This window comes from Massilia sp. METH4 (assembly GCF_037094685.1).
Taxonomy (GTDB): Bacteria; Pseudomonadota; Gammaproteobacteria; order Burkholderiales; family Burkholderiaceae_D; genus Rugamonas.
Window position 1 is genome coordinate 546,190 of record NZ_CP146614.1, and the last position, 25,092, is coordinate 571,281.

A 25,092-nucleotide genomic window follows, 5' to 3' on the forward strand; every position below is an offset into this window, starting at 1 on the left:
AGCTATCACTGAACACGGATGAATATCGAACTTCGCCAGCTGCGCTATTTCGTCACCGTGGCCGAGGAATTGCACTTCGGCCGCGCGGCCCGGCGCCTGCACATGACGCAACCACCGCTGTCGCAAACGATCCTCGCGCTGGAAGACATGCTGGGCGCCCTGCTGTTCGACCGCAACCGCCGTGGCGTGGCGCTCACCGCGGCCGGCGAGGCGCTGCTGCCGGAAGCGCGGCGGCTGCTGGCGCAGGCCGGCGAGTTGCCGGACCTCGTCAAGCGCGCCGCCTCGGGCGCCACGGGCAAGCTGGTGCTGGCCTTCGTTTCCTCCGCCGACTACAGCGTGCTGCCCCCTTCGCTGCGCGCCTATCGCGCCGCCTTTCCGCAGGTGCACATCACGCTGCAGGAAGCAACGTCCGACCTGCAACTGGAGGAACTGATGCACGGCCGCGTCGACGCCGGCCTCTTGATCCCGCCGCTGCCGGACAAAGCCCGGGCCGAGCTGGAATACCTGCCCGTACTGACCGAGCCGCTGATCCTCGCGTCGCCGGCCGACCTGCCGGAGTTGCGCGGCAAGCACGAGGCGAACCTGCGCACGCTGCCGCCGCTGCCTTTGATCATCTTCCCGCGCCCGATCTCGCCCGGCCTGTACGACGCGATCCTGGCCGTGTTCCGCGCCGCCGGCATCACGCCCACGATCGGGCAGGAAGCGATCCAGATGCAGACGATCGTCAGCCTCGTCTCGGCCGGCATGGGGATCGCACTTGTGCCACAATCGGTCTCCAACCTGCGGCGCCCGGGAGTAGAATACCGGCCGCTGGCGCAGACCACGCCTCTCGTGGAGACCGGCCTGGCCTGGCGCCGTGACAATACCTCGCCCGTTCTCAAGGGCTTCCTGGATTTGATGAGAAAGAGACTGTAATGCTGATCCACCCGATGCCCGACCCCGTCGCCCTCCACATCGGCCCCGTCGCGATTCACTGGTATGGCCTGATGTACGTGCTGGCGTTCACGCTGTTCATCGTGCTGGGCCGCGTGCGCATCAGGCAGCCGCACATCGCCGCCCTGGGCTGGAAGAACCAGGACCTGGACGACATGCTGTTCTACGGCATGCTGGGCGTGGTGATCGGCGGCCGCCTGGGCGAAGTGCTGTTCTACCGCCCCGAGTACTTCTTCGCCAATCCGATCGAGATCTTCAAGGTCTGGCACGGCGGCATGAGCTTCCACGGCGGCTTCCTCGGCGTGCTGGTCGCCATGTGGTTCTGGGCCCGCAAGGCCCGGCGCAACCTGCTGGACGTGTACGACTTCATCGCGCCGATGGTGCCGCTCGGGTATGCCGCCGGCCGCCTGGGCAACTTCATCAACGCCGAACTGCCGGGCCGCCCCGTGGCGGACCCGAACCTGCCATGGGCGATGATCTGGCCGAACGTGGATGCGCTGCCGCGCCACCCCTCGCCGATCTACCAGATGCTGGTGGACGGCATCCTCGTGTTCATCATCCTGTGGCTGTTCGCGCGCCATGCCCGCCCGCGCCTGGCGGTGGGTGCCATGTACACGCTGCTGTACGGGTGCGCACGCTTCTTCACCGAGTATTTCCGCACGCCGGACTGGGAAACCACCGTGCTGGGCCTGCCCATCACCTCCGGCCAGGTGCTGTCGCTGCCGATGATCGTGGCGGCCATCGCCATGCTGGTGTGGTCGTACCGCCGCAATGTCCGGGGCACGGCCCCGGCGGCGGCGTAGGGCCGCATCAGCGGGGCGCCAGCCCCATTTGCTCCAGGCGCAGCAGGATCTCGGTCCTGCGCTCGCGCTGGATGTCCTGCCAGTGCCGGCCCTCGATCGCCCCGAGGAGCGCATACAGCATGTTCAGCGACGTTCCCGGCACCGCTTCCTTCAAGCGTCGATAGACTTCGAACGGGTCGTGCTCGCGCAACTGCCGCGCGCCGTGGATGCCCACGCGGGCCAGCACCGCACCGGACTTCGGGCCCAGGCCGCGCAGGCTGCTGACGGGCGCCTCGTCCATCACCCGATCAGCTTCAGGATGAAGCGCCATTCCGCCGGCTCCACCGGCATCACGGAAAGCCTGCTGCCCTTGGCCAGCAGGCGCATGTTCTCCAATTCCGGGTGGCTGCGCAATTGCTTCAGGTCCACGTAGCGGCCCTTCTTCACGGCCTTGACGTCGATGCCGATCCAGCGGGGGTGTTCCGGCGTGGCCTTGGGATCGTAGTACGGGTTCTTCGGATCGAACTGGGTGGCATCGGGATAGGGCGTGCTGGCGATTTCCGCGATACCGGCGATGCCGGGCACCGCGCAGCTGGAGTGGTAGAACAGCACGCCGTCGCCGACCTGCATGCCGTCGCGAATGAAGTTCCTGGCCTGGTAGTTGCGCACGCCGTACCACGACGTGGTCTGGTCCCGCGCCGCCAGCACGTCGTCGAAACTGACGTCATCGGGTTCGGACTTCATCAACCAGTATTGCTTCGGCATGGATTGTCTCCCGCGTTCGATATGGACAGACGTAAAAGCGGACGTAAAGTGCGGACGTAAAAAAAACGGTTGCGCACCTTGCGATGCATGCAACCGCTTCTCTATTGAATAAGGCCCCGCCTGTGCCGTCATGCCGGCATCCTGAACCTTACGGTTCAAGGCGGTCACAGTCAGTTCAACTTCGGGTTCATCGGACTAGCGACGCTCACTCCCGCCAAACAATTTTCCGCAACCTATGCGTGTAAATGGTTCAAGGAATATATGGCACTTCTCGAACACCGCAGGGTGACGCGTAGTTTACTCCTCAAACCGATCGAGGGAAAGTCCTATCGTGCGTCAGAAGAGATTTTCCTGCGGGGTCAGCGCACTGTCGAGGATGCGGTGCATCGCGGCGATCTTGTGCTGCACCTCCAGCAGGGAGATTTCGGACAGCGGCCCGGCCGGCGCCTTCGCCGTCAGGAACTCGGCCGCCATCGACAGCGCGGCCATCACGGCGATGCGGTCGTTGCCCTTCACCTTGCCGGTGTCGCGAATGGTGGTCATTTTCTTGTCCAGCAGCGCGGCGGCCTCGCGCAGCGCGCGTTCTTCACCGTCCTTGCAGACGAGGCGGTACGACGAGCCCAGGATGTTGACGTCCACGTTGCTCATGATTGGAGGTCCTCTTTCTCGGGGTTGGCGTCCGCCGACTCCAGCGGGGGGATATGTTCCAGCAACGCCGACACGCGTGCATGCGCTTCGGCCAGCCGCTTCTGGTGGCCGAGATTTTCAGCGACAAGCGCCGCATTGGCTTGGCGCAGCTGCGCATTCTCGCGACGCAATGACTGCGTCAGCTCGGCCAACTGCTCGATCTTGTCGGAAAGTTCTTGGAAATCTGCAATCATCCCGCCACTATAGGGCTGCGCGATAACGGGGTCAACCGAATCGGCAACCTTCTACACTTAATTACATCTTAATGGCCGGCAAAGTCGCCGCACGGGTCGATGGCGGCGACAGCCGGGATGGCCGCTTGGGGGCGGCGGCATGTACGTTAGCGCTCTTAGGTGATCGCGCCGATGACCAGCAACATTGCGCCGCCGAACAGCACGCCGAGCGCCGCGCCGGCCGCCACGTTGATGGCCACGCGCACCCACTCCGGCGCGTGGAAGTCTCTCGGTAATTTCGTCTGGAACATCGCAGCCTCGCTAAGGTTGGAGTAACCACGGAAATACATCGCAATCGACATCGCAACCGACATCGCCAACGACATCGAGCCATGCGTTCGAACCGACCGCTGGGGTGTCGAATGCCGACGAATGCGAACGGACAGTTTGCGCCTGCGGCGCGGCTTTGTCAAAACACAAAGAGGCCGATCGACCGCCTGTTGCGCGAAGCCGGCCGCTTAGACGTTTTTCCAATATGAATTCTCTTGAAATCAAATATCACCATCCCTATAATTGTTGGCACTCGTTAGCCGAGAGTGCTAACAAAGATCACAACCTCACTGTACATAAGGAGTTTTTGTATGAACCTTCGCCCCTTGCACGATCGCGTCATCGTCAAACGCCTGGACCAGGAAACCAAGACCGCGTCGGGCCTGATCATCCCTGATGCCGCCGCCGAGAAGCCGGACCAGGGTGAAGTGCTGGCAGTGGGCAACGGCAAGGTTGCCGACAACGGCACCGTGCGTGCACTGGAAGTGAAAGTCGGCGACCGAGTTCTGTTCGGCAAGTACTCCGGCCAGGCTGTCAAGGTTGACGGCGAAGAACTGCTGGTGATGCGCGAAGAAGACATCCTGGCCGTCGTCAACAAGTAATACGACGCCGTCCCCTTTTGAACAGATTCAGGAGAATTTTACATGGCAGCTAAAGAAGTGATTTTCGGCGACGCAGCGCGCGCCAAGATGGTTGAAGGCGTGAACATTCTGGCCAACGCGGTCAAGGTAACGCTGGGCCCGAAAGGCCGCAACGTGGTGCTGGAGCGCTCGTTCGGCGCCCCGACCGTGACCAAGGACGGTGTCTCGGTCGCCAAGGAAATCGAACTGAAAGACAAGCTCATGAACATGGGCGCGCAGATGGTGAAGGAAGTCGCATCGAAGACCTCCGACAACGCCGGTGACGGCACCACCACCGCGACCGTGCTGGCACAAGCGATCGTGCGCGAAGGCATGAAGTTCGTGGCCGCCGGCATGAACCCGATGGACCTGAAGCGCGGCATCGACAAGGCCGTGGCCGCCACCGTCGAGGAACTGAAGAACATCGCCAAGCCGTGCACCACCTCGAAGGAAATCGCCCAGGTTGGCGCGATCTCGGCGAACTCCGATGCTTCGATCGGCGAGCGCATCGCTGAAGCAATGGAAAAAGTGGGCAAGGAAGGCGTGATCACCGTGGAAGACGGCAAGTCGCTGAACGACGAGCTGGACATCGTGGAAGGCATGCAGTTCGACCGCGGCTACCTGTCGCCGTACTTCATCAACAACCAGGAAAAGCAAGTCGCCGTCCTGGAAAACCCGTTCGTGCTGCTGTTCGACAAGAAGATCTCGAACATCCGCGACCTGCTGCCGGTGCTGGAGCAAGTTGCCAAGGCTGGCCGTCCGCTGCTGATCATCGCCGAAGACATCGAAGGCGAAGCGCTGGCGACCCTGGTGGTCAACAACATCCGTGGCATCCTGAAGACCTGCGCCGTGAAGGCTCCTGGCTTCGGCGACCGTCGCAAGGCCATGCTGGAAGACATCGCCGTGCTGACCGGCGGCCAGGTGGTGGCTGAGGAAGTCGGCCTGACGCTGGAAAAAGTCACGCTGGCCGAACTGGGCCAGGCCAAGCGCATCGAAGTGGGCAAGGAAAACACGATCGTCATCGACGGCGCCGGCGAAGCCGCTGGCATCGAAGGCCGGGTCAAGCAGATCCGCGTGCAGATCGAAGAAGCGACCTCCGACTACGACCGTGAAAAGCTGCAAGAGCGCGTGGCCAAGCTGGCCGGCGGTGTTGCCGTGATCAAGGTGGGTGCCGCGACCGAAGTCGAGATGAAAGAGAAGAAGGCCCGCGTGGAAGATGCACTGCACGCTACCCGCGCTGCCGTGGAAGAAGGCATCGTGCCGGGCGGTGGTGTTGCCCTGCTGCGCGCTCGCGCTTCCCTGAACATCAAGGGCGACAACCCCGACCAGGAAGCCGGCATCAAGATCGTGCTGCGCGCGATGGAAGAGCCGCTGCGCATGATCGTGCAGAACGCCGGTGAAGAGTCGTCCGTGGTCGTGAACGCCGTGCTGTCCGGCACCGGCAACTACGGCTACAACGCCGCCAACGGCACCTACGGCGACATGGTCGAAATGGGCGTGCTGGATCCGGCCAAGGTCACCCGCTCGGCACTGCAAAACGCCGCATCGATCGCCGGCCTGATGCTGACGACCGACTGCATGGTCGCCGAAGTGGTGGAAGACAAGCCTGCCGCCGGCATGGGTGGCATGGGCGGTATGGGTGGCATGGGTGGCATGGACGGCATGATGTAATTGCCGGCTTAGCCGATACATCTGAAAAGGCTGCTTCCCCGGAAGCGGCCTTTTTTATGGTGAATGGTCCGGAGAGTAGGAGCCCGCAGGCTCTTACCGTTCCGCGGGCGCGGAGCATGCTCCGCGAAACCCCTGCTCCACCCCCATTTTCTGAGCAATATTTCCTGGAAAATGGGGTACGTCCCCATTTTCCTCGCGTCCCCATTTTCCTCGTCCCCATTTTCCTGCTCATTTTCCTGCTTCGGGGGACTCATGCCCGCCTGACTCGCTGGTCGGGACCGGCACAAACAACAACGGCTGCCGCAGCAGCCGTCCAAGCACATCGCAGGTGGTGATGCTCAGGGCCGACGTCGCGCCAGGCCCGCGCCGACGGCGCTGCCGACGCCGACACCGAGGCCAATGCCCATCGCGAAGTTACCCATTGCAACACCGATCGCGCAGCCGATCGCTGCACCCAGGCTGATACCGAAGCCAACATAGCGCCCGGTGCGGTCGTCCGGTTCCATATCCATCTTGCGTCTCCTGTTCCGTGGTTGTTGTGGATTCAATATACACCCGCTTTTCGATCCCTCTGCTGTTTTTTTAAGCGAAACGTCCCGCTTGAACAACGTTTTCAGACGCTTGCACGATACGCTTTTGCGCCGCATCAAGCGGCCTTTTCCCTGGCGACAGACCGCCAAAAATCCTGCCCGGAACCGCGCGCGTGCTGCACTGCACTGCTTGCGTGCGCCAACGCGGCGGTCGCGGTTTTATCATGCCGTTTGGACAAGACGAGCGAGAGCGACATGGCAGATACGGTAGGCGACTTCCTCCTGCAACGCCTGGGCGAATGGGGTGTGCGGCGCGTGTACGGCTATCCCGGCGACGGCATCAACGGCATCATGGGCGCCTTCGGCCGGCAGGAAACCATCGAATTCATCCAGGTGCGGCACGAGGAAATGGCCGCCTTCATGGCCACCGCGCACGCCAAATTCACCGGCGAAGTCGGCGTCTGCCTGGCCACCTCCGGCCCGGGCGCCGTACACCTGCTGAACGGCTTGTACGACGCCAAGCTCGATCACCAGGGCGTGGTCGCCATCGTGGGCCAGCAAAAGCGCATGTCCATCGGCAGCGACTACCAGCAGGAAGTGGACCTGCCCGCCCTGTTCAAGGACGTGGCCCACGAATACGTGCACATGGCCACCGACCCGGCCCAGGTGCGCCACCTGATCGATCGCGCCTTCCGCATCGCCAAGGAAGAGCGCGCGGTCACCTGCATCATCTTCCCGAACGACGTGCAGGACCTGGAAGCGGTGCCCAGGCCGCCGCGCGAGCATGGCACCGTGGTCTCCGGCATCGGTGCCCTCACCCGCAGCCACGTGCCGTCGCAGCAGGCGCTCGAGCAGGCCGCGCGCATCCTCAACGAGGGCAAGAAGGTAGCGATCCTCGCCGGTGCCGGCGCCCTGCACGCGACCGACGAACTGATCGAGGTGGCCGACATCCTCGGCGCCGGCATCGCCAAGGCCCTGCTGGGCAAGGCCGCCGTGCCGGACGACCTGCCGTTCGTCACCGGCGCCATCGGCCTGCTCGGCACGAAGCCCAGCCATGACATGATGAGCGAATGCGACACGCTGCTGATGGTCGGCTCGAACTTCCCCTACAGCGAGCACCTGCCGAAGGAAGGCCAGGCGCGCGGCGTGCAGATCGACATCGACGCCCGGCGCGCCAGCGTGCGCTATCCCATGGAGTTCAACCTGATCGGCGATTCACGCGAGACGCTGCGCGCCTTGATCCCGCTCTTGCTGCGCAAGACCGACCGGCAGTGGCAGGACGATATCCGCGCCAACGTGGAGCGCTGGTGGCGCGTGCTGGAAGGCCGCGCCATGAACGACGCCAACCCGATCAACCCGCAACGCGTGTTCTGGGAACTGTCGCCGCGGCTGCCGGACGGGTGCATCGTGGTCGGCGATTCCGGCTCGGCCACCAACTGGTACGCGCGCGACGTGAAGATCCGCCGCGGCATGATGACCAGCGTCTCCGGCGGCCTCGCCACGATGGGTTGCGCGGTGCCGTATGCGATCGCCGCCAAGTTCGCGTATCCGGACCGGCACGTGATCGCGCTGGTGGGCGACGGCGCCATGCAGATGAACGGCATCAATGGCTTGATCACGATCGCCAAGTACTGGCCGCGCTGGGGCAACGGCAAGCTCGTCGTCATGGTGCTCAACAACCGCGACCTGAACCTCGTCACGTGGGAAGAGCGCGTGATGGGTGGCAATCCGAAATTCGAAAGCTCGCAGGTCATGCCCGATTTCCCGTATGCGCAATACGCGCAACTCCTGGGCCTGAAAGGTATCCGCATCGACAGCCCGGACGCGGTGGCGGCCGGCTGGGAAGCGGCGCTCGCGTCGGATCGCCCCTGCGTGCTGGAAATGGTGACGGACCCGCACGTGCCGCCGCTGCCGCCGGACGTGCCGGCCAAGCAGGCCGCCGCCTACTTCAAGGCGCTGCTGAAGGGCGATCCGGACGCGCTGGCGACGGTGCGCGCCAGTATCAAGGAGACATGGGAGTCGTGGTTCCCGCCCAGGAAGGACTAGTCCCGCTCCGGCGAGGGCGCCGCCACGCCGCGCTTTCGATTACCATGGGCGCCACATGGACAGAATGGATACCAAGAGCGCCGCATGAGCAAATCCTCCCACCTCCCCGCCTTCGCCGGCGCCCTGGCCGGGCTGCTGGCCGCCGCATTCGGGGCGTGGTACCTGTATCCGCAGCACGTGGGGCCCGGCAATGCGCCGGCGCGGCCGGCCACCACCACGCCTGCCGCTCCTGCCGCTCCTGTCACTTCGGCCCCTGCCGCGCCGAGGCAGGCGCTGACCCGCGACCAGGCCGTGGCGCGCCTGATGGCACTGCCCGAGCTGCAAGCCTGGGCAAGGCAGATCGAGACCGCGTCAGGCGGCAAGGTGCGCGGCGCCGTGATCCCCTTCGACCCGGCGCTGCGCGCGGTGGACGGCAGGCAGTACCACCAGCTGAGCTTCGTGGAGAACCGGCCCGAGGCCGCCGTGACCTGGCAAAGCTTCCTGGTCGGCGCGGCCGATGGCGAGATCCTCGTCGAGGACGATCAAACGCTGCTGCCGCTGGCACGCTGGCGCACCGAACAACGGCCGATGGAACGGGCCGCCCGCTGAACATCCCCTGGATCGGAACGGAGAACGAGACCGATGTACACCCTGTACTACTCCCCTGGCGCGGCGAGCCTTGCCGTGCACGCCGCGCTGCACGACACGGGCGCGCCCCATCGGCTGGTGAACGTCGATCTCGACGTGCCCCGCACGGAAGACTACCTGCGCCTGAACCCGCAGGGCACCGTGCCCACCCTGGACATCGACGGCCTGGCACACCGCGAATCGGCCGCCATCCTGATGCTGCTGACCGAACGCCACCCGGAAGCCGGCCTGGCGCCCGCCCCCGGGGCGCCCGACCGGGGCGCGTGGCTGCAGTGGAGCGTGGCGCTCGCCACCTCGCTCGGCGGCCCGTTCCGGCTGTGGTTCTACCCGCAGGACCTGGGGCTCGATGCCCATGACGAGCAAAGCCGCGCACCGATCCGCCGCACCCTCGAGGCAGGCTTCGAACGCATCGCCTCGCACCTGGCCGCGCATGGCCCATACCTGCTGGGCGAACATTTCAGCACGGCCGACTACCAGCTATGCATGTACCTGCGCTGGTCGCGCGCGATGCCGAAGCCGGCCACCGAATGGCCGGAACTGGAGCGGCTGGCACGGCTCGTCACCGCCCGGCCCGCGTGGCGCCGCGCCGTCGGGCACGAAGGCTTGCGTGGCTGGCTGCTCGACGAGGCGCAGTAACAGTACAATCACGCCATGTTCAAGAAACTCCTCGCCGCGCTGACGTCGCGCCGGCACGCCGCCCCAATCCTGCCCTACCAGCAGGACGAACTGAACCAGTTGTACCAGATGCTGTTCTGCGACGATCCGCAACTGGTGAAGCAGGGTCCGGAGACAGCCTCGCTGTTCGGCGCCGCACCCGATCCGCGCGTGGTGCAGACCATCGGCGAAGATCCCGCCGAGGAAAGCCGCGTGCGGCTGCTGGCCTGGCAATGGCTGCGCGCCGCCGGCCAGCCCGTCGCGTCGCGCGAATTGCTGGGCGTGGTCGTCGAGGTGCCCCTCGAAGGCGGCCTGGACGTGCTGGCCGCCTATGCGGACGGCAGCGTGCGCTACATCCACCATACTGGCCGCGTGGCCGTCTTCGAAGGCGCGCCGGACGACGTCGCCCGGCAAGCCAAGCTGCTGGTGCATGCGGCGATCCCGCTGGCCGCCCGCGGCACCGTCAAGAACCGGGCGGCGGCGCCGACGCTTGGCAGTATCCGCCTGTCGCTGCTGGCCGCGGACGGCTTGCATGTGCGCGACGGCACGTTCGGCGACATCGACCGCGACCAGGTCGCTTCCCCCGTGCTGAGGGAAGCGCAGCGCCTGCTCGACGCCGTCGTCAAGCCGGGTTCGTGACCGGCGCGGGTGCCGGAACCGGCTGCACCTGCCCCGCCCACCAGAACGCGAACAGCGCCAGCGCCGCCGCCACCCAGCCGTTGATGCCGTAGCCGGCGATATGGCCGGCGCCATCCGTGTGCAGCCACGATCCGCCCAGCAGCGCACCGAGGCCGGTGCCGATCTGCGCCACCGCCGCGTTCGCGCTGAGGAAGGCGCCCCGCCGCTGCGGTTCCGGCACCGTCGTCATCAACGCCTGCAGCGGCACGTTGCGGCCGGACATGGCGACCATGAAGAATGGGAACAGCGCGATCAATGCCAGCAACGGCAGTTGCGGCAGGTGCGTTATCCCCAGCATCGGCAAAATCGACCAGAGCGCCGTGACGCGGTAGACGCGGTGCTTGCCGGCGCGGTCGGACCAGGTGCCGATCAGGCGCGACGTGAAGAAGGTGGCCAGGCCGCCAGCCAGGTAGATCCACATGATGTCGCCGGGATGAACGCCCAGGTTCCCCACCAGTACCGGAGAGATGAACGGAATGATCAACATCCCGGACAGCATGGTCAGGAACGTCAGCAGGAAGGCGCGCAGGTGCGCCGGCACGCGCAGCAGTGCCGCCAGGTCCGGCAGCACGCGTGCCAGCGGCACGCGCTGGCCCAGGTGAGTCCCCAGCGCCGGCAGCACGCCCGCGGCCAGCAGCCAGATCGCCAGCGAAAACACGACCAGCAGGAAGAACGGCGACTGCCAGCCATAGCGCGCGGCCAGGCCCACGCCCAGCGGCACGCCGGCGATGGCGGCTATGCTGAACGACGTCATGACGACACCGGTGGCGGCACCGCGCCGCTGCGGCGGAATCAGGTCGCCGATGATGGCCATGCCGATCGCGCCCAGCACGCCGCCGGTCAGGCCGGCAAAGGCGCGCGACAGCACCAGCACCTGGAAGCTGGGCGCCAGCGCGCAGGCCAGGTTGGACAGGTTGAACAGCATGAATACCGTCAACAGCAGGCGTTTCCTGTCGAAGCGGTCGATATAGGCCGCAGCCAGCAGGCCGGACGCGCCGGCGCACCACGCATAGGCCGAGACGGCGCCGGAAAACTGCGCCGGGGTGATGGAAAACGCGTGCATCAGCTGGGGCGACAGCGGCATCATCACCATGAAATCCATGATCACGGTGAATTGCGTGAGCGCCAGCAGCCACAGCACAAGGCGCTCGCGCGCCGGGGGAAGGGTCGTGGTCATAGGCTTTTCTTCTTGTTGGGATGGCGGGTGGCGAGCACCCGCCATGCGGTCAAGGCAATTGCCGAATCTCGTCCGCCGCGCGGCGCAGGATCGCGGAAATCTGCTCGGCGCGCGTCGCCGGCGCGGCCGGGTCGCGGCCCTTTTCGATGACGGCATGCTTGAGCTCATGCATCAGCGAACGCAGATCGTCGCGCCCGCCGGAACCGGGTTCGGACAGCCGACCCATCAACGCGTCGACCATCTGGCGGTTCTCGTCCAGGAAGGCCTGCCCTTCCGGGGTGATCGAATGCAGCTTCTTGTTGCCCTCGGTGCTGATCGACACGTGCCCCATATCGTACAGCATCGCCATCAGCGGATAGATGGCCCCTGGGCTGGGCGCATAGCCGCCGCCGACGCGGCCTTCCAGCTCCTTGATGATTTCATAGCCGTGGCGCGGCTTTTCCGCGATCAATTGCAGCACCACGTAGCGCATCGCACCCGCATCGAACCTGCGCGGCCCGCGACCCGCCCCATGGCCGCCTTGGCCGCCGCGGTGGTGGTGGTGTTCGTGCGAGTGGAAGACGTGATGTTGGAACTTGTGAAACATGTGGACTCCTTAAGATATATCGTATTGAGATATATCGTAAACGTTCTACGGAGAAGTGCAAGAAGAATTTTTCATGGCTGAGCTCGTGTCTCGCGGTGCCTGGCACCAAGTGACGTGGCACGAGAGGGACATGGGCTCGGCCGCTCTTATTGCCGCGCTTACAATTTTTTATTTGCGGTATGGTTGGCTCATCGCCGCGGCGCATCGAGCCATGCCGTGGTGCAATGAAACCAACCGACAGGAGGATGTATGCGCAAGATGATCATGATGGCCATAGCCGGCTTCCTATGGAAAAAGGTGCAGGCGCGGATGCTGCGGCGCGCGCCGGTGCAGAAGACGTGGCGCGGCTATTGAGGCCGTGGCTGGAAATGAAAACGCCGGGGTGACCCGGCGTTTTTTCGTGGAGCGGAAAAAAAATCAGCTGTCGAGGTGCGAGATCTGCAGGCGCTGCCCGTTCGCGGCGCCCTTCCCTTCCAGTACCAGCGCCTTGTTCTGCTCGTCCAGCGAAATGCCCACGGTGAGGATGTCGATCAGCAGCAGTTGCAGGATGCGCGAGATCATCGACAGGAACGTGGTGCTGTCCTCGCTGTGGTCCACCGCCAGGCACACGTTGGCCTTCTTCGCCAGCGGCGACTGGCTCGTCGTGATGGCGATGACGTCGGCCCCGGCGGCGCGGGCCGTGTCGACGGCGTCCAGCAATTCCGGCAGGCGGCCCGAATTCGAGATGGCGATCACCACGTCGCCCGGCTGCAGCAGCTCGGCCGCCAGCGACAGCAGGTGCGAGTCGCCGTACGAGGCGGTGGGAATGCGGAAGCGGAAGAACTTGTGCTGGCCGTCGAGCCCCACCACGCGCGAATTGCCCATCGCGTAGAACTCCACCTTCTTGGCCTTGGCCACGAGGGCGATGGCACGGTCCAGCGCGCGCACGTCCAGCTGGTCGCGGAACTTCAGGATCGCCGACACGGTATTGTCGATCACCTTGGCCGACAGGTCGTGCGTGCTGTCGCTGTTGCGCACCTGGCTGTGGCGCACGGGGATCGCGCCCGTCAGGCTGCTGGCGAATTTCAGCTTGAAGTCCGCCAGGCCCGTGAAGCCCAGCGAGCGGCAGAAGCGGATCACGGTCGGCTGCGACACCTCGGCCAGCCGCGCGATATCGGCGATCGGCTCGTTCAGCACGAGGCGAGGTTGTTCCAGCACCAGTTGCGCGACGCGCTGCTCGGCCGGCGTGAGCTCGCGCTGCAGGTTCTGCACGCGCTCCATCAGCGTGTTGGCGCCGCTGCGGCCGCGCAGGTGTTCCGACAGGATCGTGGCCACGCCGTAGAAAGCCGGATTCGGCGTGGTGATCACATACGTGGGAATCTCCGCCAGGTACGAGGAGAAGCGCCCCTTCGCTTCGAAGCGGGCGCGGAACGGCGAGCTCCTGAACCACTCGCCCATGCGCGGCACGATGCCCCCGCCGATGAAGATGCCGCCGAAGGAACCGAGCGTGACGGCCAGGTTGGCCGCCGCGCCGCCCAGCATCGCGCAGAAGCACTCGAGCACTTCCAGGCACAGCGCGTCGCGATCCTTCAGGGCGCCGGCGATGATCTGCTGGGATGTCAGGTCGCGCACCTGCAGGCCGTTGCGCCGCGCGATCGCGCGGTAGATGATCTCCATGCCGGGGCCGGAAATCAGGCGTTCGTTCGACACGTGCGACCAGGTCTGCCACGCGTATTGCAGGATCGCGTATTCGCGCTCGTCCGCCGGGGCGAAGTTGTTGTGGCCACCTTCGGAGCCGAGCGTGACGAAACCGTCGACGGTGGGAATCACGCCGGAGCAGCCCAGGCCCGTGCCCGGGCCGAGCACGCCGATGACGGAATTGGCCGCCGGCGCGCCGCCGCCCACCTGCATCAGGTCCGTGGGCTTCAAGCCGGGGATCGCCATCGCCAGCGCGGTGAAGTCGTTCACCACCAGCAGCGTATGCAGGCCCAGTTCGCGGCGCACTTCATCGGTGGAGAACTGCCAGTCGCGGTTCGTCATCCGTATGTAGTCGCCGTGCACCGGGTTGGCTAGCGCCAGCGCGCCGTGATTCAGGTTGATGTCCGGATGGTCGGCGAGATAGCTGCGCAGGAGGGGAACGATGCCGGTGTAGTCGTCGCACTGCAGCACCCGCACCGCCTGGTATTCGCCGGGCGCCGTCTGCAGTGCGAAGCGCGCGTGCGTGGCGCCGATGTCGGCCAGCAGCCGTGGGCCATCGGCAAACGCGGCACGCCCCAGTTTCTGTTCCACTTCCAATTGTCTCATCTCGCTCTCTTTTTGCTTGTCGCTGCGGCCGCCCCGGCGCCGCCCCGGCGCCGCCTTGGCACCGCTTTGGCACCGCTTTGGCACTACTCGCGCGCGAGCCGCAGCATACCTGAAACCGGCGCGCCGAAAAAGCGCCGGCCCGGCTTCATGCTTCGTAGCCGTACCACCCGCCGGATACGGGCAGCGTGACGACGCCATCCTCGATCTCGCCCGGCAACCCCGGCCCTTCCAGCTTTTGCGCCCCCTTCGCCTGCGGCAGCGTGAAGGTGACCGCTTCCGCGCCCAGGTTGAACACGCACAGCACGGCACGTTCGCCGGGCAGCGTGCGGCGGAAGGCCAGCACGGGTTCCGGCGCGTCCAGGAATTCGATGTCGCCGCGCGTGAGCTGCGGCATGGTGCGGCGCCAGGCGATCATGCGCCGTGCGAAGTTCAAGGGCGACTGCGGGTCGCCTTCCTGCACCGAAGCCGCCGCGGCAATGTGCTCGGGCGCCACCGGCAGCCATGGCTTGCCGGTGGTGAAGCCGCCATGATCGCCATCGGTCCAGGCGATCGGCGTGCGGCAGCCGTCGCGCCCCTTGAACTCGGGCCAGAACGTGATGCCGTACGGGTCCTGGATCAGTTCATACGGCACGTCGGCCTCGGTGAACGACAGCTCGTCGCCCTGGTACAGCGTGGGCGTGCCCTTCAGCGACAGCTGCATGGCCAGCGCCAGCTTGCCGAACTGTGCCGGGTCCTTGCCCTTGCCCCAGCGCGTGGCCACGCGCGGCACGTCGTGGTTGCCCACCGACCAGGAAGCCCAGCCATCCTTCACGCGGCGGTTGAATTCCGCCACCTGGGTGCGGATATGGCGTGCCGAATGGTCTTCCGTCAGCAGGTTGAAGCTGTAGGCCATGTGCAGCTTGTCGCCGCCGGCCGTGTATTCGGCCATGAAGGCCAGCGCGTCGTCCGCGCCCACCTCGCCGATCGACACGGCGCCGAATTCGTCGAGCACCTGGCGCACGCGTCGCAGGAACGCCACGTTCTCCGGGCGGCACTTGTCGTACACGTGGGCCTGCATGCCGTACGGGTTCACGTCCGTCACCGTCGCCGTGTCGCGCACCGTGGCGACGGGGTTGCTGCGCAGTTCCTTGTCGTGGAAATGGAAGGTGACGGCGTCCAGGCGCACGCCATCCACGCCGCGCTGCAGCCAGAAGCGCAGGCTGTCCAGCATGGCCTGCTGCACTTCCGGGTTGTGGAAGTTCAGGTCCGGCTGGCTGGTGAGGAAGTTGTGCATGTAGTACTGCTTGCGGCGCGAATCCCATTGCCATGCCGAGCCGCCGAAGATGGACAGCCAGTTGTTCGGCGGATTCCCGTCCGGCAGCGGGTCGGACCACACGAACCAGTCGGCCTTCGGGTTGTCGCGGCTCGAACGGCTTTCCACGAACCACGGGTGCTGGTCGGAGCAGTGGCTCATCACCTGGTCGATCATGATCTTCACGCCGACTGAATGGGCCTTGGCGATCAGGCGGTCGAAGTCGGCCAGCGTGCCGAACATCGGGTCCACGTCGCAATAGTCGGCGATATCGTAGCCGAAGTCCTTCATCGGCGATTTGAAGAACGGCGAGATCCACACGATGTCCACGCCCAGTTGCGCAATATAGTCGAGGCGGTCGGTAATGCCGTTCAAGTCGCCCACGCCGTCCCCATTCGTGTCGAGGTAGCTGCGCGGGTACACCTGATAGATGATGGCTTCCTGCCACCAGGTAGGGGACGTAGGCTTGGTCATGGGTTTTCCGATGAGGTTGACGGGCTTATTGTAGAGAATATACAGCAAGCGTATAAATACTTCAACGGATCGGAGCCACAACGTAGTCGCGCGCCAACCATATAAAACAATGACTTAGATAACGATCGACAAAAAGTACGATCACTCAACCGTAGTCAAACTACATCAGATTGAATAGTGATCGATCGACACGGTCCACTTTGGCCCATTGCCAGCGCGGCCCTGTTCGGCATAGCATCGCGTCCATCCCACAATTCAAGAAGGGTTATCCATGGCAAACGCCACCCACGAAGCGGGCAACGGCCCGCTGCCGCGCCAGATACCGTACATCATCGCCAACGAAGGGGCCGAACGCTTTTCCTTCTATGGCATGCGCAATATCCTGACGCCTTTCCTGATCAGCACCCTGCTGCTGTTCATTCCGATGGAAGACCGCACGAGCGAGGCCAAGCACGTGTTCCACACGTTCGTGATCGGCGTGTATTTCTTCCCCCTGCTGGGCGGCTTCCTGGCCGACCGCTTCTTCGGCAAGTACAACACCATCTTCTGGCTCAGCCTCGTCTACGTGGCGGGCCACGCCTGCCTGGCGATCTTCGAGGACAACCTGACGGGCTTCTATGCCGGCCTGTTCCTCATCGCGCTGGGTGCCGGCGGCATCAAGCCGCTCGTCTCGGCCTTCGTGGGCGACCAGTTCAACCAGACCAACAAGAAGCGCGCGAAGGTCGTCTACGACGCCTTCTACTGGATCATCAACTTCGGCTCCTTCTTCGCCTCGCTGCTGATGCCGCTGTTCCTGAAGAACTACGGGCCGGCGGTCGCCTTCGGCATTCCGGGCCTTCTGATGGCCTTCGCCACCCTGATCTTCTGGCTGGGGAACAAGAAGTACGTGCACGTGCCGCCGGCGCCGCCCAGCCCGCACTCGCTGACGCGGGTGGCGCGCACGGCGCTGCTGGCCAGGCAACCCGGCCAGGGGCGGCCCGGCCTCGTGGTGGCGATCATCGGCGCAATCGGTGCCGTGGTCTCGCTGCTGATGTCGTTCTCGTGGGGCTTCGTGATCGCCGCCTGCACGGCGCTGGTGCTGCTGCTGGCGTTCGGCGGCATCGGCACCGCGATGCAGCTGGAGCGCGCGCGCGGCCATCATCCCGACGAAGCGGTGGAAGGCGTGCGCGCCGTGCTGCGCATCCTCGTCGTGTTCGCCCTGGTCACGCCGTTCTGGTCGCTGTTCGACCAGAAGGCTTCTACCTGGATCGTGCAAGCCAATTCGATGACGAGCCCCGTGCTGAACCTGTTCGGCTGGGAATTCCAGGTGCTGCCGGCGCAGATGCAGGCCGTGAACCCGGCCCTCGTGATGCTCCTGATCCCGTTCAACAACCTGGTGATCTTCCCGTTGCTGAACAAGCTGGGCTTCGAGCCGACGGCGTTGCGCCGCATGACGGCGGGCATTGCCTTTTCCGCCGTGTCGTGGCTGGTGATCGGCTGGATCCAGGTCTCGATGGATGCCGGCACGCCGATGTCGATCCTCTGGCAGCTGCTGCCCTATGCCCTGCTGACGATGGGCGAGGTGCTGGTATCGGCCACCGGCCTGGAATTCGCATACAGCCAGGCGCCGGCGTCGATGAAGGGATCGATCATGAGTTTCTGGACGCTGGCGGTCACTGTCGGCAACCTGTGGGTGCTGATCGTGAACGCGAGCGTGAAGAACGACGCGGTACTGGGCCACATCGGCGATACGGGGTTGTCCGTCGTCGCGTTTCAGATGTTCTTCTTTGCCGGCTTCGCCGCGCTGACGGCGGTGGTGTTCGGCCTGTACGCGCGCCGCTACAAGATGGTCGACAACTACCGAACCCAGGCCGCCATGGCCTGATTGCCAACCCGGGCCACCGGTACTTGCTGCACACGCACGAGTATCGGTTGTCGTGACACGCAATATGTGTCTTTCCTGCGGCATCCACGCAACAAACTCGTTCCTTTCGCGGCGGAGTTCCCTATAATTGCCCAACGGCACTAACAGCATGTGCCGCCGGCAACCGCCCAATCCTCGCGCCGCCGGCTTCCGATCGCCCTCCCCCCGCGGTCCTCGACACCGAACGGACAACCATGAATCTGAAAAATATGAAAGTCGGCACCCGGCTGGCGCTGGGCTATGCAATCGTGCTCGCCCTGCTGTTGATCATCGTGGGCGCGGGCTTGCTGAAGATGCGCGAGATGCAGGGGCGCGTCAACAACATCACCGATGTCAACAATATACAGATCTCGAACATCGGGGCGCTCCAGGACAGCCTGATGGAGCGCGCGATCATCCTGCGTAACCTCGGCCTGCTCAGCGACATGGAACGCATGCGGCCCGAGGCGGAACGTCTGCGCGTGCTGGAAAAAAACTATGCCGACAGGCTGGCGGCGCTGGAGAAAGCATTCGAGGCGCCCGACACGACGGCCGAGGAGAAGGCACTGCTGGCCAGGATCAAGGAGCAGGAAAAGACGGCGCTGCCGCTGATGGCGGAAGCGGAAAAGCTGGGCCTGGCGAACCAGGCCGAGGCGACCACCGCCCTGCTGATGGACAAGGTGCGCCCGGTGCAGATCGAATGGCAGAAGGCCATGAACGAACTGATCCAGCTGGAAACGAAGTCGAACAAGGAAGACGCCGATGCCGCGAAGGCCTCCTACCAGACCGCCGTGCGCCTGATGCTGATCCTGGCCACTGTGGCGATCGCCGTCAGCATTGCCGCGGCGTGGATGATCACCCGCACGCTGCTCAAGCAACTGGGCGGAGAACCGGATGCCGCCGCCGCGATCGCCGCGCGCATCGCCGATGGCGACCTGACCGTGGACGTGCCAGTGAAGGCCGGCGACACCGGCAGCATGTTGTTCGCCATGCGCAATATGCGCGACAAGCTGGCAGCCATCGTGAGCGAAGTGCGCACCGGCACCGACACGATCGCCACGGCCGCCGCGGAAGTTTCCGCCGGCAACCAGGACCTGTCCTCGCGCACCGAGGAGCAAGCCAGCTCGCTGGAGGAAACCGCGTCGTCGATGGAAGAATTGACGTCGACCGTGCGCCAGAACGCCGAGAACGCGCAGCAGGCCAGCGCCATGGCCGCCTCGGCCTCCACCGTGGCCGCCCAGGGCGGCGCCGTGGTGGCGCAGGTGGTCGATACGATGGGCGCGATCGATGCTTCCGCGAAGAAGATCGTGGACATCATTTCCGTCATCGACGGCATCGCCTTCCAGACCAATATCCTGGCGCTGAACGCGGCCGTCGAGGCGGCGCGTGCCGGTGAACAGGGCCGCGGCTTCGCCGTGGTCGCGGGCGAAGTGCGCAACCTGGCGCACCGATCCGCCACCGCCGCCAAGGAAATCAAGGCGCTGATCGACGACTCCGTGGAAAAGGTGGGCGTGGGTACGCAGCTGGTGGGCCAGGCCGGCGCCACGATGAACGAAGTGGTGGGCAGCGTGCAGCGCGTGACGGACATCATGTCGGAAATCTCCGCCGCCAGCCGCGAGCAGAGCGCCGGCATCGACCAGGTGAACGTGGCGATCACGCAAATGGACGAGGTGACGCAGCAGAACGCCGCGCTGGTGGAAGAAGCCAGCGCCGCCTCCGAGGCGATGCAGGAACAGGCCCGCAGGCTGGCCGAGCTGGTGGGCACGTTCACGCTGGCCCAGGGCGCCGGGTCGGCGGTGGCCGCTGCCCCGAAGGCCAGCGCCCCGAAGGCCGTGGCCAAGGCCGCGGTGGCGGCTGTCGCGAAGGGCACCAGCCGCGCCGCGCTGCCGGCCGCGGACAAGAAGCCCGCCGTGGCCAAGGCACCGGCCCGCAAGACCAACGTCACCGTCGGTTCCGATTCGGACTGGGAAGAGTTCTGATCCCCTCCCCATGAACGCGCGACGGCAGCCTGGCTGCCGTCGCGCGTTTTTTCATGCGTTCAGCAACGCATCGCCTACCTCCTCCCCGCCTCTTCGCGCCGTCGCTGAACAGCGCTCTCCTTGAGCGAGCACAACGACGAACCCGCCCGTTATGCATGGCGCGGTATGCGTGCAACACCTACTTTCGCCAGGGAAATTGCTCCCTATAATTTCCGAACAGCATTTCTCATCATGCTTGCCGGATGTCTCCGGCTGCCACCACAACGCAGAGCGCCCGCTGCGCGCACCGGGCGACGACGAATGGAAGAGCAAATGAAGAACATGAAAGTCGGTACCCGGCTGGCCGCCGGTTATGGTTTGGTCCTGTTACTGCTGTCGATGATCGTCGGCACGGGTGTGGTGCAGATGGGCGAGATGCAGGCGCGCATCGAGAACATCACGGACATCAAGAACGTGCAGATTTCCCACGTCACCGCGCTGCGCAGCAGCGTGAACGAACGCATGATCGCGCTGCGCAATCTCGCCCTGCTCGTCGAGGACAAGACGATGCGCCCCGAAGTGGAACGCATCCGCCAGCAGGAGACGCGCTATGGCGGGACCGTCGCCAGGCTCGCCGCGTCGTTCCGGGATGCCGGTGCCACGGCGGAAGAGAAGGCGCTGCTGGCAACGATCCAGGAGCAGGAACGCGTCGCCGTGCCGCTGATGAAGCAGGCCGAAGACCTGGCGTTGGCCATGGAAGGCGCCGAGGCCGGCTATGCACTGATGTACCGGGTGCGGCCGGTGCAGCGCGTGTGGGTGAATGCGATGAACGACCTCATCACGCTGGAGGAAAAGCTGAACGTCGCCAATGCGCGGCAAGCCAAGGAAACCTACCAGACGGCGGTGAATCTGATGCTGGCGCTGGGCGTGGTCGCCTTCCTCGCCGGCATCGGCGCGGCCACCTTCGTCACCCGTTCGCTGCTGCGCCAGCTGGGTGGCGAGCCGGAGACGGCGGCAGTCATCGCCGCGCGCATCGCCGACGGCGATTTGACCGTGGACGTGCCGGTGAAGGCGGGCGACACCGGCAGCATGATGCTGGCCATGCGCGACATGCGCGACAAGCTGGCCGCCATCGTCACCGAGGTGCGCGCCGGCACCGACACCATCGCCACCGCGGCAAGCGAGGTTTCGGACGGCAATCTCGACCTGTCCGCCCGCACCGAGCAGCAGGCCGGCGCGCTCGAGGAAACCGCCTCGTCGATGGAGGAATTGACGTCGACCGTGCGGCAGAACGCCGAGAACGCGCAACAGGCCAGCGCCATGGCGGCCAGCGCATCCGAGGTGGCCGTGCAGGGCGGCGCCGTGGTGGCAAAGGTGGTGGACACGATGGACGCGATCGACGCCGCCGCGAAGAAGATCGTGGACATCATCGCCGTGATCGACGGCATCGCCTTCCAGACCAATATCCTTGCCTTGAACGCCGCCGTGGAAGCGGCCCGCGCGGGCGAACAGGGCCGCGGCTTCGCCGTGGTCGCGGGCGAAGTACGCAACCTTGCGCACCGTGCGGCGGCGGCCGCCAAGGAAATCAAGGAGCTGATCGACGACTCCGTCGAAAAGGTGGGCGTCGGCACCCAGCTGGTCGGCCGGGCCGGCGCCACCATGCAGGAGATCGTCGGCAGCGTGCAGCGCGTGACGGACATCATGACCGAGATCTCCGCCGCCAGCCGCGAACAGAGCTGCGGCATCGACCAGGTGAACAAGGCGCTGGCGTCGATGGACGAAGTGACGCAGCAAAATGCCGCGCTGGTGGAGCAGGCCAGCGCCGCCTCCGAGGCGATGCGCGAACAGGCGGCCACGCTGGCCGCTCTGGTGAACACGTTCACGATCGCGCAGGCCACCGCCCCCGCGGCCGCGCCGCGGCTGGCCGTGCCGAAGGCGCTTGCGCCAGCCGCGCCTGCCCCGCTGCCCGCCGCGCCGGCAAAAGCCGCCACGCCGCGGCGCGCCGCACCGCGCAAGGTGGCCAACGGTGACACCGTGGACTGGGAAGAGTTCTGATCCCGTGCGACTACAGCATGGCTGTAGTCGCAACCTTCCTTTACCATACGTCCCCATCGAAACAGGGGGACGCATGGACAATCCACACCGCAGCCGCGCGCTGCGCCTCGCCGTTGCGGCATCGGTCGCAACATCATTCGCCACCTCGGGCGCGGCGCACGCCGCCACATCCGCCGCCGCGCTGTGCGATGGCGATGCCTTCCAGGCGATCCTCTCCCCCGCCGCCGCCACGTTCGACGCGCGGGCCGCGTGGCTGGACCGGCGCACGCTGCTGTGGCCGGGAGCCCGCGCCGACGCGCGCATCCGCCTGTATCACTCGCGGAACGCGGCGCTGACCGCGCCCGCCGGCGGCAAGGTCGCCGGCGCCGATGGCTTCTTGCGGCTCGACGCATCGCAGGCTGCCGTGCCCGAGCGGCTGCGCCATCTCGGCAATGGCCCGGTGTTCGCGCTGCGCGCGGTGGACGAAGGGCGTATCGCCGCCCTGCACCGCGGCCAGCTGCTGCTGGTGAGTGAAGCACCCGACGGCACCGTCCTCGACGCCACGCGCGTGCAGGTGGCCGGCGCGCTGGACGACCTGTACGCGGCGGCCGAAGCGGAAAGCCGGCTGGGTGCGGCTCCGGGCGCGGACGGCACCACGTTCAAGCTGTGGGCGCCGACGGCGCGGCAGGTATCGGTCTGCACCTACGATGGCGACAGCGGCCCGTCGCGCGCAGCCACGCCGATGCGCTTCGATGCGAAGACGGGCATCTGGTCCGCCAAGCTGCGCGGCAACCTCGATGGCAAGTATTACCGCTACGCGGTCGACGTGCTGGCGCCAAGCGCGGGCATCGTGCGCAACCTCGTCACCGACCCCTATTCGGTCAGCCTCACCACGGATTCCCGGCGCAGTTACATCGCCGACCTGGCCGCGCCGCGCCTGAAGCCGGCCGGTTGGGACGACGACGTGCGGCCCGCGAAAGTGAAGGCCCAGCCGGACATGTCGATCTACGAATTGCACGTGCGCGACTTCTCGATCGGCGATGCCACCGTGAGCCCGGCGAACCGCGGCAAGTACACCGCCTTCCTGGAAACGGAATCGGACGGCATGAAGCACCTGCGCGCGCTGTCGCAGGCCGGGCTGACGGACGTGCACCTGCTGCCCGTGTATGACATCGGCAGCATTCCCGAGCAGGGCTGCGCGACACCGGCGCCGGCCGGCGCGCCGGACAGCGACGCGCAACAGAAGCTGATCGGCGCCAGCAAGCTCACGGACTGCTACAACTGGGGTTACGACCCGTACCACTACAGCGCGCCGGAAGGCAGCTACAGCACCAACCCTGCCGATGGGTCGCGACGCATCGTCGAGTTCCGGCAGATGGTGCAGGCGCTGCACCGCGCCGGCCTGCGAGTGGGCATGGACGTCGTCTATAACCACACCTACACGGCCGGCCAGGACGAGAAATCGGTGCTGGACCGCGTGGTGCCCGGCTACTACCACCGGCTCGATGCGAAGGGCGCGATCGAGCGTTCGACGTGCTGCGAGAACACGGCGACGGAACACCGCATGATGGGCAAGCTGATGATCGATTCGAGCGAGCTGTGGACGCGGCACTACCACATCGACTCGTTCCGCTTCGACCTGATGGGCCACCAGCCGCGCGCCGTGATGGAGGCTCTGCAGCGCCGCGTGAACGCCGCGACGGGCCGGCACGTGAACCTGATCGGCGAAGGCTGGAACTTCGGCGAAGTCGCCGACGGCAAGCGCTTCGTGCAGGCTTCGCAGCTGTCGTTGAACGGCAGCGGCATCGGCACGTTCAGCGATCGCGGGCGCGATGCCGTGCGTGGCGGTGGCGCGGGCGATTCGGGGCGCGACATGTTCACGCGGCAGGGCTTTGTGAATGGCCTGGTTTACGATCCCAATGAAGAAAATGCGCGCAACGCGCCGCGCGACCGCACCGAACTGCTGAAGGCGGCGGACTTGGTGAAAGTGGGCCTGGCCGGAACGTTGCGCACGTATCCGTTGCAGACCTACACGGGAGAGGTGCGCGAGCTGCAGCATATCGATTACAGCGGCCAGCCCGCCGGCTATGCGAGCGAGCCGGGCGAAGTCGTGAACTACGTGGAGAACCACGACAACCAGACCCTGTACGACCTGAACGTGCTGCGGCTGCCGGCATCGACGTCGACCGCCGAGCGCGCGCGCGTGCAGGTGCTGGCCGCCGCCATCAATGCCTTCAGCCAGGGCGTGGCCTACTTCCACGCCGGTTTCGACATCCTGCGCTCGAAGTCCCTGGACCGCAACAGCTTCGAATCCGGCGACTGGTTCAACCGGCTGGACTGGACTTACCGCGACAACTACTTCGGCACGGGCCTGCCGCCGGCGGCCGACAACGGCAAGGATTACGCGCTGTTCCAGCCGCTGCTGGCCAACCCGGCGTTCAAGCCGGCGCCGCGCGACATCGCCTTCACGCGCGACGCGTTCCGCGACCTGCTGAACATCCGCGCCAGCAGCACGCTCTTCCGGCTGCGCAGCGCCGACGACGTCAAGGCGCGCCTGCGCTTCTACAATACGGGCCCGGCGCAGGTCCCGACCGTGATCGCCGGCCGTCTCGACGGCGCCGGCTACGACGGTGCGGGCTTCGAGGCCGTGCTGTACCTGATCAACGTCGACAAGGTGCCGCGATCGATCGCCGTGCCCCAGGAAGCCGGCCGCAATTGGCACCCGCACCCCGTGCACACGTCCTCCAGCGCCGCCGACCCACGCGCCCTCGACGCCCGTTACGACGCCTCGACCGGCCGCTTCACCATCCCGGCCCGCACCGCCGTCGTGTTTGTGGAATAAACGCCACGAAAAAGCGCTATAAAAATCCGGGGACTGTCCCTGTTGGTTGAACGCCACAGGTACTGTTGT

At 65.6% G+C, this 25,092-nt stretch carries 22 protein-coding genes and 1 other RNA gene; 12 read left to right on the forward strand and 11 right to left on the reverse strand.

The genetic code is table 11. The annotated features are described in order from the left end of the window. The first annotated feature begins 18 nt into the window (after positions 1 to 18). Positions 19 to 915: a LysR family transcriptional regulator gene (locus V6Z91_RS02510; protein ID WP_338766288.1), complete on the forward strand. Its 897-nt coding sequence runs from the start codon at positions 19 to 21 to the stop codon at positions 913 to 915. Next, complete coding sequence (gene lgt, locus V6Z91_RS02515) at positions 915 to 1,736, forward strand: prolipoprotein diacylglyceryl transferase (RefSeq protein ID WP_338766291.1); 822 nt, start codon at positions 915 to 917, stop codon at positions 1,734 to 1,736. Before V6Z91_RS02510 ends, lgt begins: the two co-directional genes overlap by 1 nt. A 7-nt stretch (positions 1,737 to 1,743) precedes the next feature. Here the strand turns inward: lgt and V6Z91_RS02520 are convergent, their stop codons facing one another. The 6 genes from V6Z91_RS02520 to V6Z91_RS02545 form a co-directional block, all read right to left on the reverse strand. Then, on the reverse strand, positions 1,744 to 2,046 hold the full coding sequence (locus V6Z91_RS02520) for a TfoX/Sxy family protein (protein WP_338766294.1): 303 nt from the start codon (positions 2,044 to 2,046) through the stop codon (positions 1,744 to 1,746). Further along, positions 2,016 to 2,480 carry an EVE domain-containing protein gene (locus V6Z91_RS02525; protein ID WP_338766297.1) on the reverse strand — a complete coding sequence of 155 codons (465 nt, stop codon included), beginning with the start codon at positions 2,478 to 2,480 and terminating at the stop codon, positions 2,016 to 2,018. Before V6Z91_RS02525 ends, V6Z91_RS02520 begins: the two co-directional genes overlap by 31 nt. Positions 2,481 to 2,589: 109 nt before the next feature. Next, a non-coding RNA gene (gene ssrS / locus V6Z91_RS02530) (6S RNA) lies at positions 2,590 to 2,770 on the reverse strand. Positions 2,771 to 2,816: 46 nt separating this feature from the next. Beyond that, positions 2,817 to 3,128, reverse strand: a complete 312-nt coding sequence (locus tag V6Z91_RS02535; protein ID WP_338766299.1) for a cell division protein ZapA — start codon at positions 3,126 to 3,128, stop codon at positions 2,817 to 2,819. Next, positions 3,125 to 3,361, reverse strand: a complete 237-nt coding sequence (locus tag V6Z91_RS02540) for a hypothetical protein (protein WP_338766302.1) — start codon at positions 3,359 to 3,361, stop codon at positions 3,125 to 3,127. Before V6Z91_RS02540 ends, V6Z91_RS02535 begins: the two co-directional genes overlap by 4 nt. 155 nt (positions 3,362 to 3,516) lie before the next feature. Beyond that, a complete protein-coding gene (locus V6Z91_RS02545; protein ID WP_338766303.1) occupies positions 3,517 to 3,726 on the reverse strand; it encodes a hypothetical protein in 210 nt (69 codons plus the stop codon). Between the two features lie 255 nt (positions 3,727 to 3,981). Between V6Z91_RS02545 and groES the strand changes: the two genes are divergently transcribed. Together groES and groL are read left to right on the forward strand one after the other, a co-directional pair. Beyond that, positions 3,982 to 4,272 carry a co-chaperone GroES gene (gene groES / locus V6Z91_RS02550; RefSeq protein WP_338766305.1) on the forward strand — a complete coding sequence of 97 codons (291 nt, stop codon included), beginning with the start codon at positions 3,982 to 3,984 and terminating at the stop codon, positions 4,270 to 4,272. A gap of 42 nt (positions 4,273 to 4,314) precedes the next feature. Next, the gene (gene groL / locus V6Z91_RS02555; protein WP_338766308.1) at positions 4,315 to 5,961 is read left to right on the forward strand and encodes a chaperonin GroEL; all 1,647 of its coding nucleotides are present in this window, start codon (positions 4,315 to 4,317) and stop codon (positions 5,959 to 5,961) included. Between the two features lie 338 nt (positions 5,962 to 6,299). Here groL and V6Z91_RS02560 read toward each other — a convergent pair whose 3' ends face one another. Then, on the reverse strand, positions 6,300 to 6,473 hold the full coding sequence (locus V6Z91_RS02560; RefSeq protein ID WP_175424636.1) for a hypothetical protein: 174 nt from the start codon (positions 6,471 to 6,473) through the stop codon (positions 6,300 to 6,302). A 273-nt stretch (positions 6,474 to 6,746) separates the two neighbouring features. Here V6Z91_RS02560 and V6Z91_RS02565 point away from each other — a divergent pair, with 273 nt between their 5' ends. The 4 genes from V6Z91_RS02565 (at position 6,747) to V6Z91_RS02580 (ending at position 10,457) form a co-directional block, all read left to right on the forward strand. Continuing rightward, positions 6,747 to 8,537, forward strand: coding sequence for a thiamine pyrophosphate-requiring protein (locus tag V6Z91_RS02565; RefSeq protein WP_338766312.1), 1,791 nt, complete (start codon positions 6,747 to 6,749; stop codon positions 8,535 to 8,537). An 84-nt stretch (positions 8,538 to 8,621) separates the two neighbouring features. Then, entirely contained in the window at positions 8,622 to 9,125 is a 504-nt protein-coding gene (locus V6Z91_RS02570) for a hypothetical protein (protein ID WP_338766314.1), read from the forward strand. Between the two features lie 33 nt (positions 9,126 to 9,158). Then, positions 9,159 to 9,800 (forward strand): glutathione S-transferase N-terminal domain-containing protein, encoded by a 642-nt coding sequence (locus V6Z91_RS02575; RefSeq protein ID WP_338766316.1) that lies wholly within the window; start codon positions 9,159 to 9,161, stop codon positions 9,798 to 9,800. 15 nt (positions 9,801 to 9,815) lie between these two features. Next, positions 9,816 to 10,457 (forward strand): hypothetical protein, encoded by a 642-nt coding sequence (locus tag V6Z91_RS02580; protein ID WP_338766318.1) that lies wholly within the window; start codon positions 9,816 to 9,818, stop codon positions 10,455 to 10,457. Here the strand turns inward: V6Z91_RS02580 and V6Z91_RS02585 are convergent. From V6Z91_RS02585 to V6Z91_RS02600, 4 genes are all read right to left on the reverse strand, one after another. Beyond that, positions 10,441 to 11,673: an MFS transporter gene (locus V6Z91_RS02585; RefSeq protein WP_338766321.1), complete on the reverse strand. Its 1,233-nt coding sequence runs from the start codon at positions 11,671 to 11,673 to the stop codon at positions 10,441 to 10,443. The two genes, V6Z91_RS02580 and V6Z91_RS02585, sit on opposite strands and share 17 nt — an antisense overlap. A 49-nt stretch (positions 11,674 to 11,722) precedes the next feature. Beyond that, on the reverse strand, positions 11,723 to 12,259 hold the full coding sequence (locus tag V6Z91_RS02590; RefSeq protein WP_338766323.1) for a PadR family transcriptional regulator: 537 nt from the start codon (positions 12,257 to 12,259) through the stop codon (positions 11,723 to 11,725). Between the two features lie 417 nt (positions 12,260 to 12,676). Then, positions 12,677 to 14,542 carry a glucokinase gene (locus V6Z91_RS02595; protein ID WP_338766325.1) on the reverse strand — a complete coding sequence of 622 codons (1,866 nt, stop codon included), beginning with the start codon at positions 14,540 to 14,542 and terminating at the stop codon, positions 12,677 to 12,679. 145 nt (positions 14,543 to 14,687) lie between these two features. Further along, positions 14,688 to 16,307 (reverse strand): alpha-glucosidase family protein, encoded by a 1,620-nt coding sequence (locus tag V6Z91_RS02600; protein WP_338766328.1) that lies wholly within the window; start codon positions 16,305 to 16,307, stop codon positions 14,688 to 14,690. A 271-nt stretch (positions 16,308 to 16,578) separates the two neighbouring features. On the opposite strand from V6Z91_RS02600, the gene V6Z91_RS02605 reads away from it, so the two are divergent. The 4 genes from V6Z91_RS02605 to V6Z91_RS02620 all read left to right on the forward strand — a co-directional run bounded on the left by V6Z91_RS02605 (position 16,579) and on the right by V6Z91_RS02620 (position 25,023). Continuing rightward, positions 16,579 to 18,171 carry an oligopeptide:H+ symporter gene (locus V6Z91_RS02605; RefSeq protein ID WP_338766330.1) on the forward strand — a complete coding sequence of 531 codons (1,593 nt, stop codon included), beginning with the start codon at positions 16,579 to 16,581 and terminating at the stop codon, positions 18,169 to 18,171. Positions 18,172 to 18,404: 233 nt separating this feature from the next. Continuing rightward, complete coding sequence (locus V6Z91_RS02610) at positions 18,405 to 20,168, forward strand: methyl-accepting chemotaxis protein (RefSeq protein ID WP_338766333.1); 1,764 nt, start codon at positions 18,405 to 18,407, stop codon at positions 20,166 to 20,168. 312 nt (positions 20,169 to 20,480) lie between these two features. After that, positions 20,481 to 22,202, forward strand: coding sequence for a methyl-accepting chemotaxis protein (locus V6Z91_RS02615; RefSeq protein WP_338766336.1), 1,722 nt, complete (start codon positions 20,481 to 20,483; stop codon positions 22,200 to 22,202). Between the two features lie 73 nt (positions 22,203 to 22,275). Continuing rightward, positions 22,276 to 25,023: an alpha-1,6-glucosidase domain-containing protein gene (locus V6Z91_RS02620; RefSeq protein ID WP_338766339.1), complete on the forward strand. Its 2,748-nt coding sequence runs from the start codon at positions 22,276 to 22,278 to the stop codon at positions 25,021 to 25,023. Positions 25,024 to 25,092: the final 69 nt, after the last annotated feature.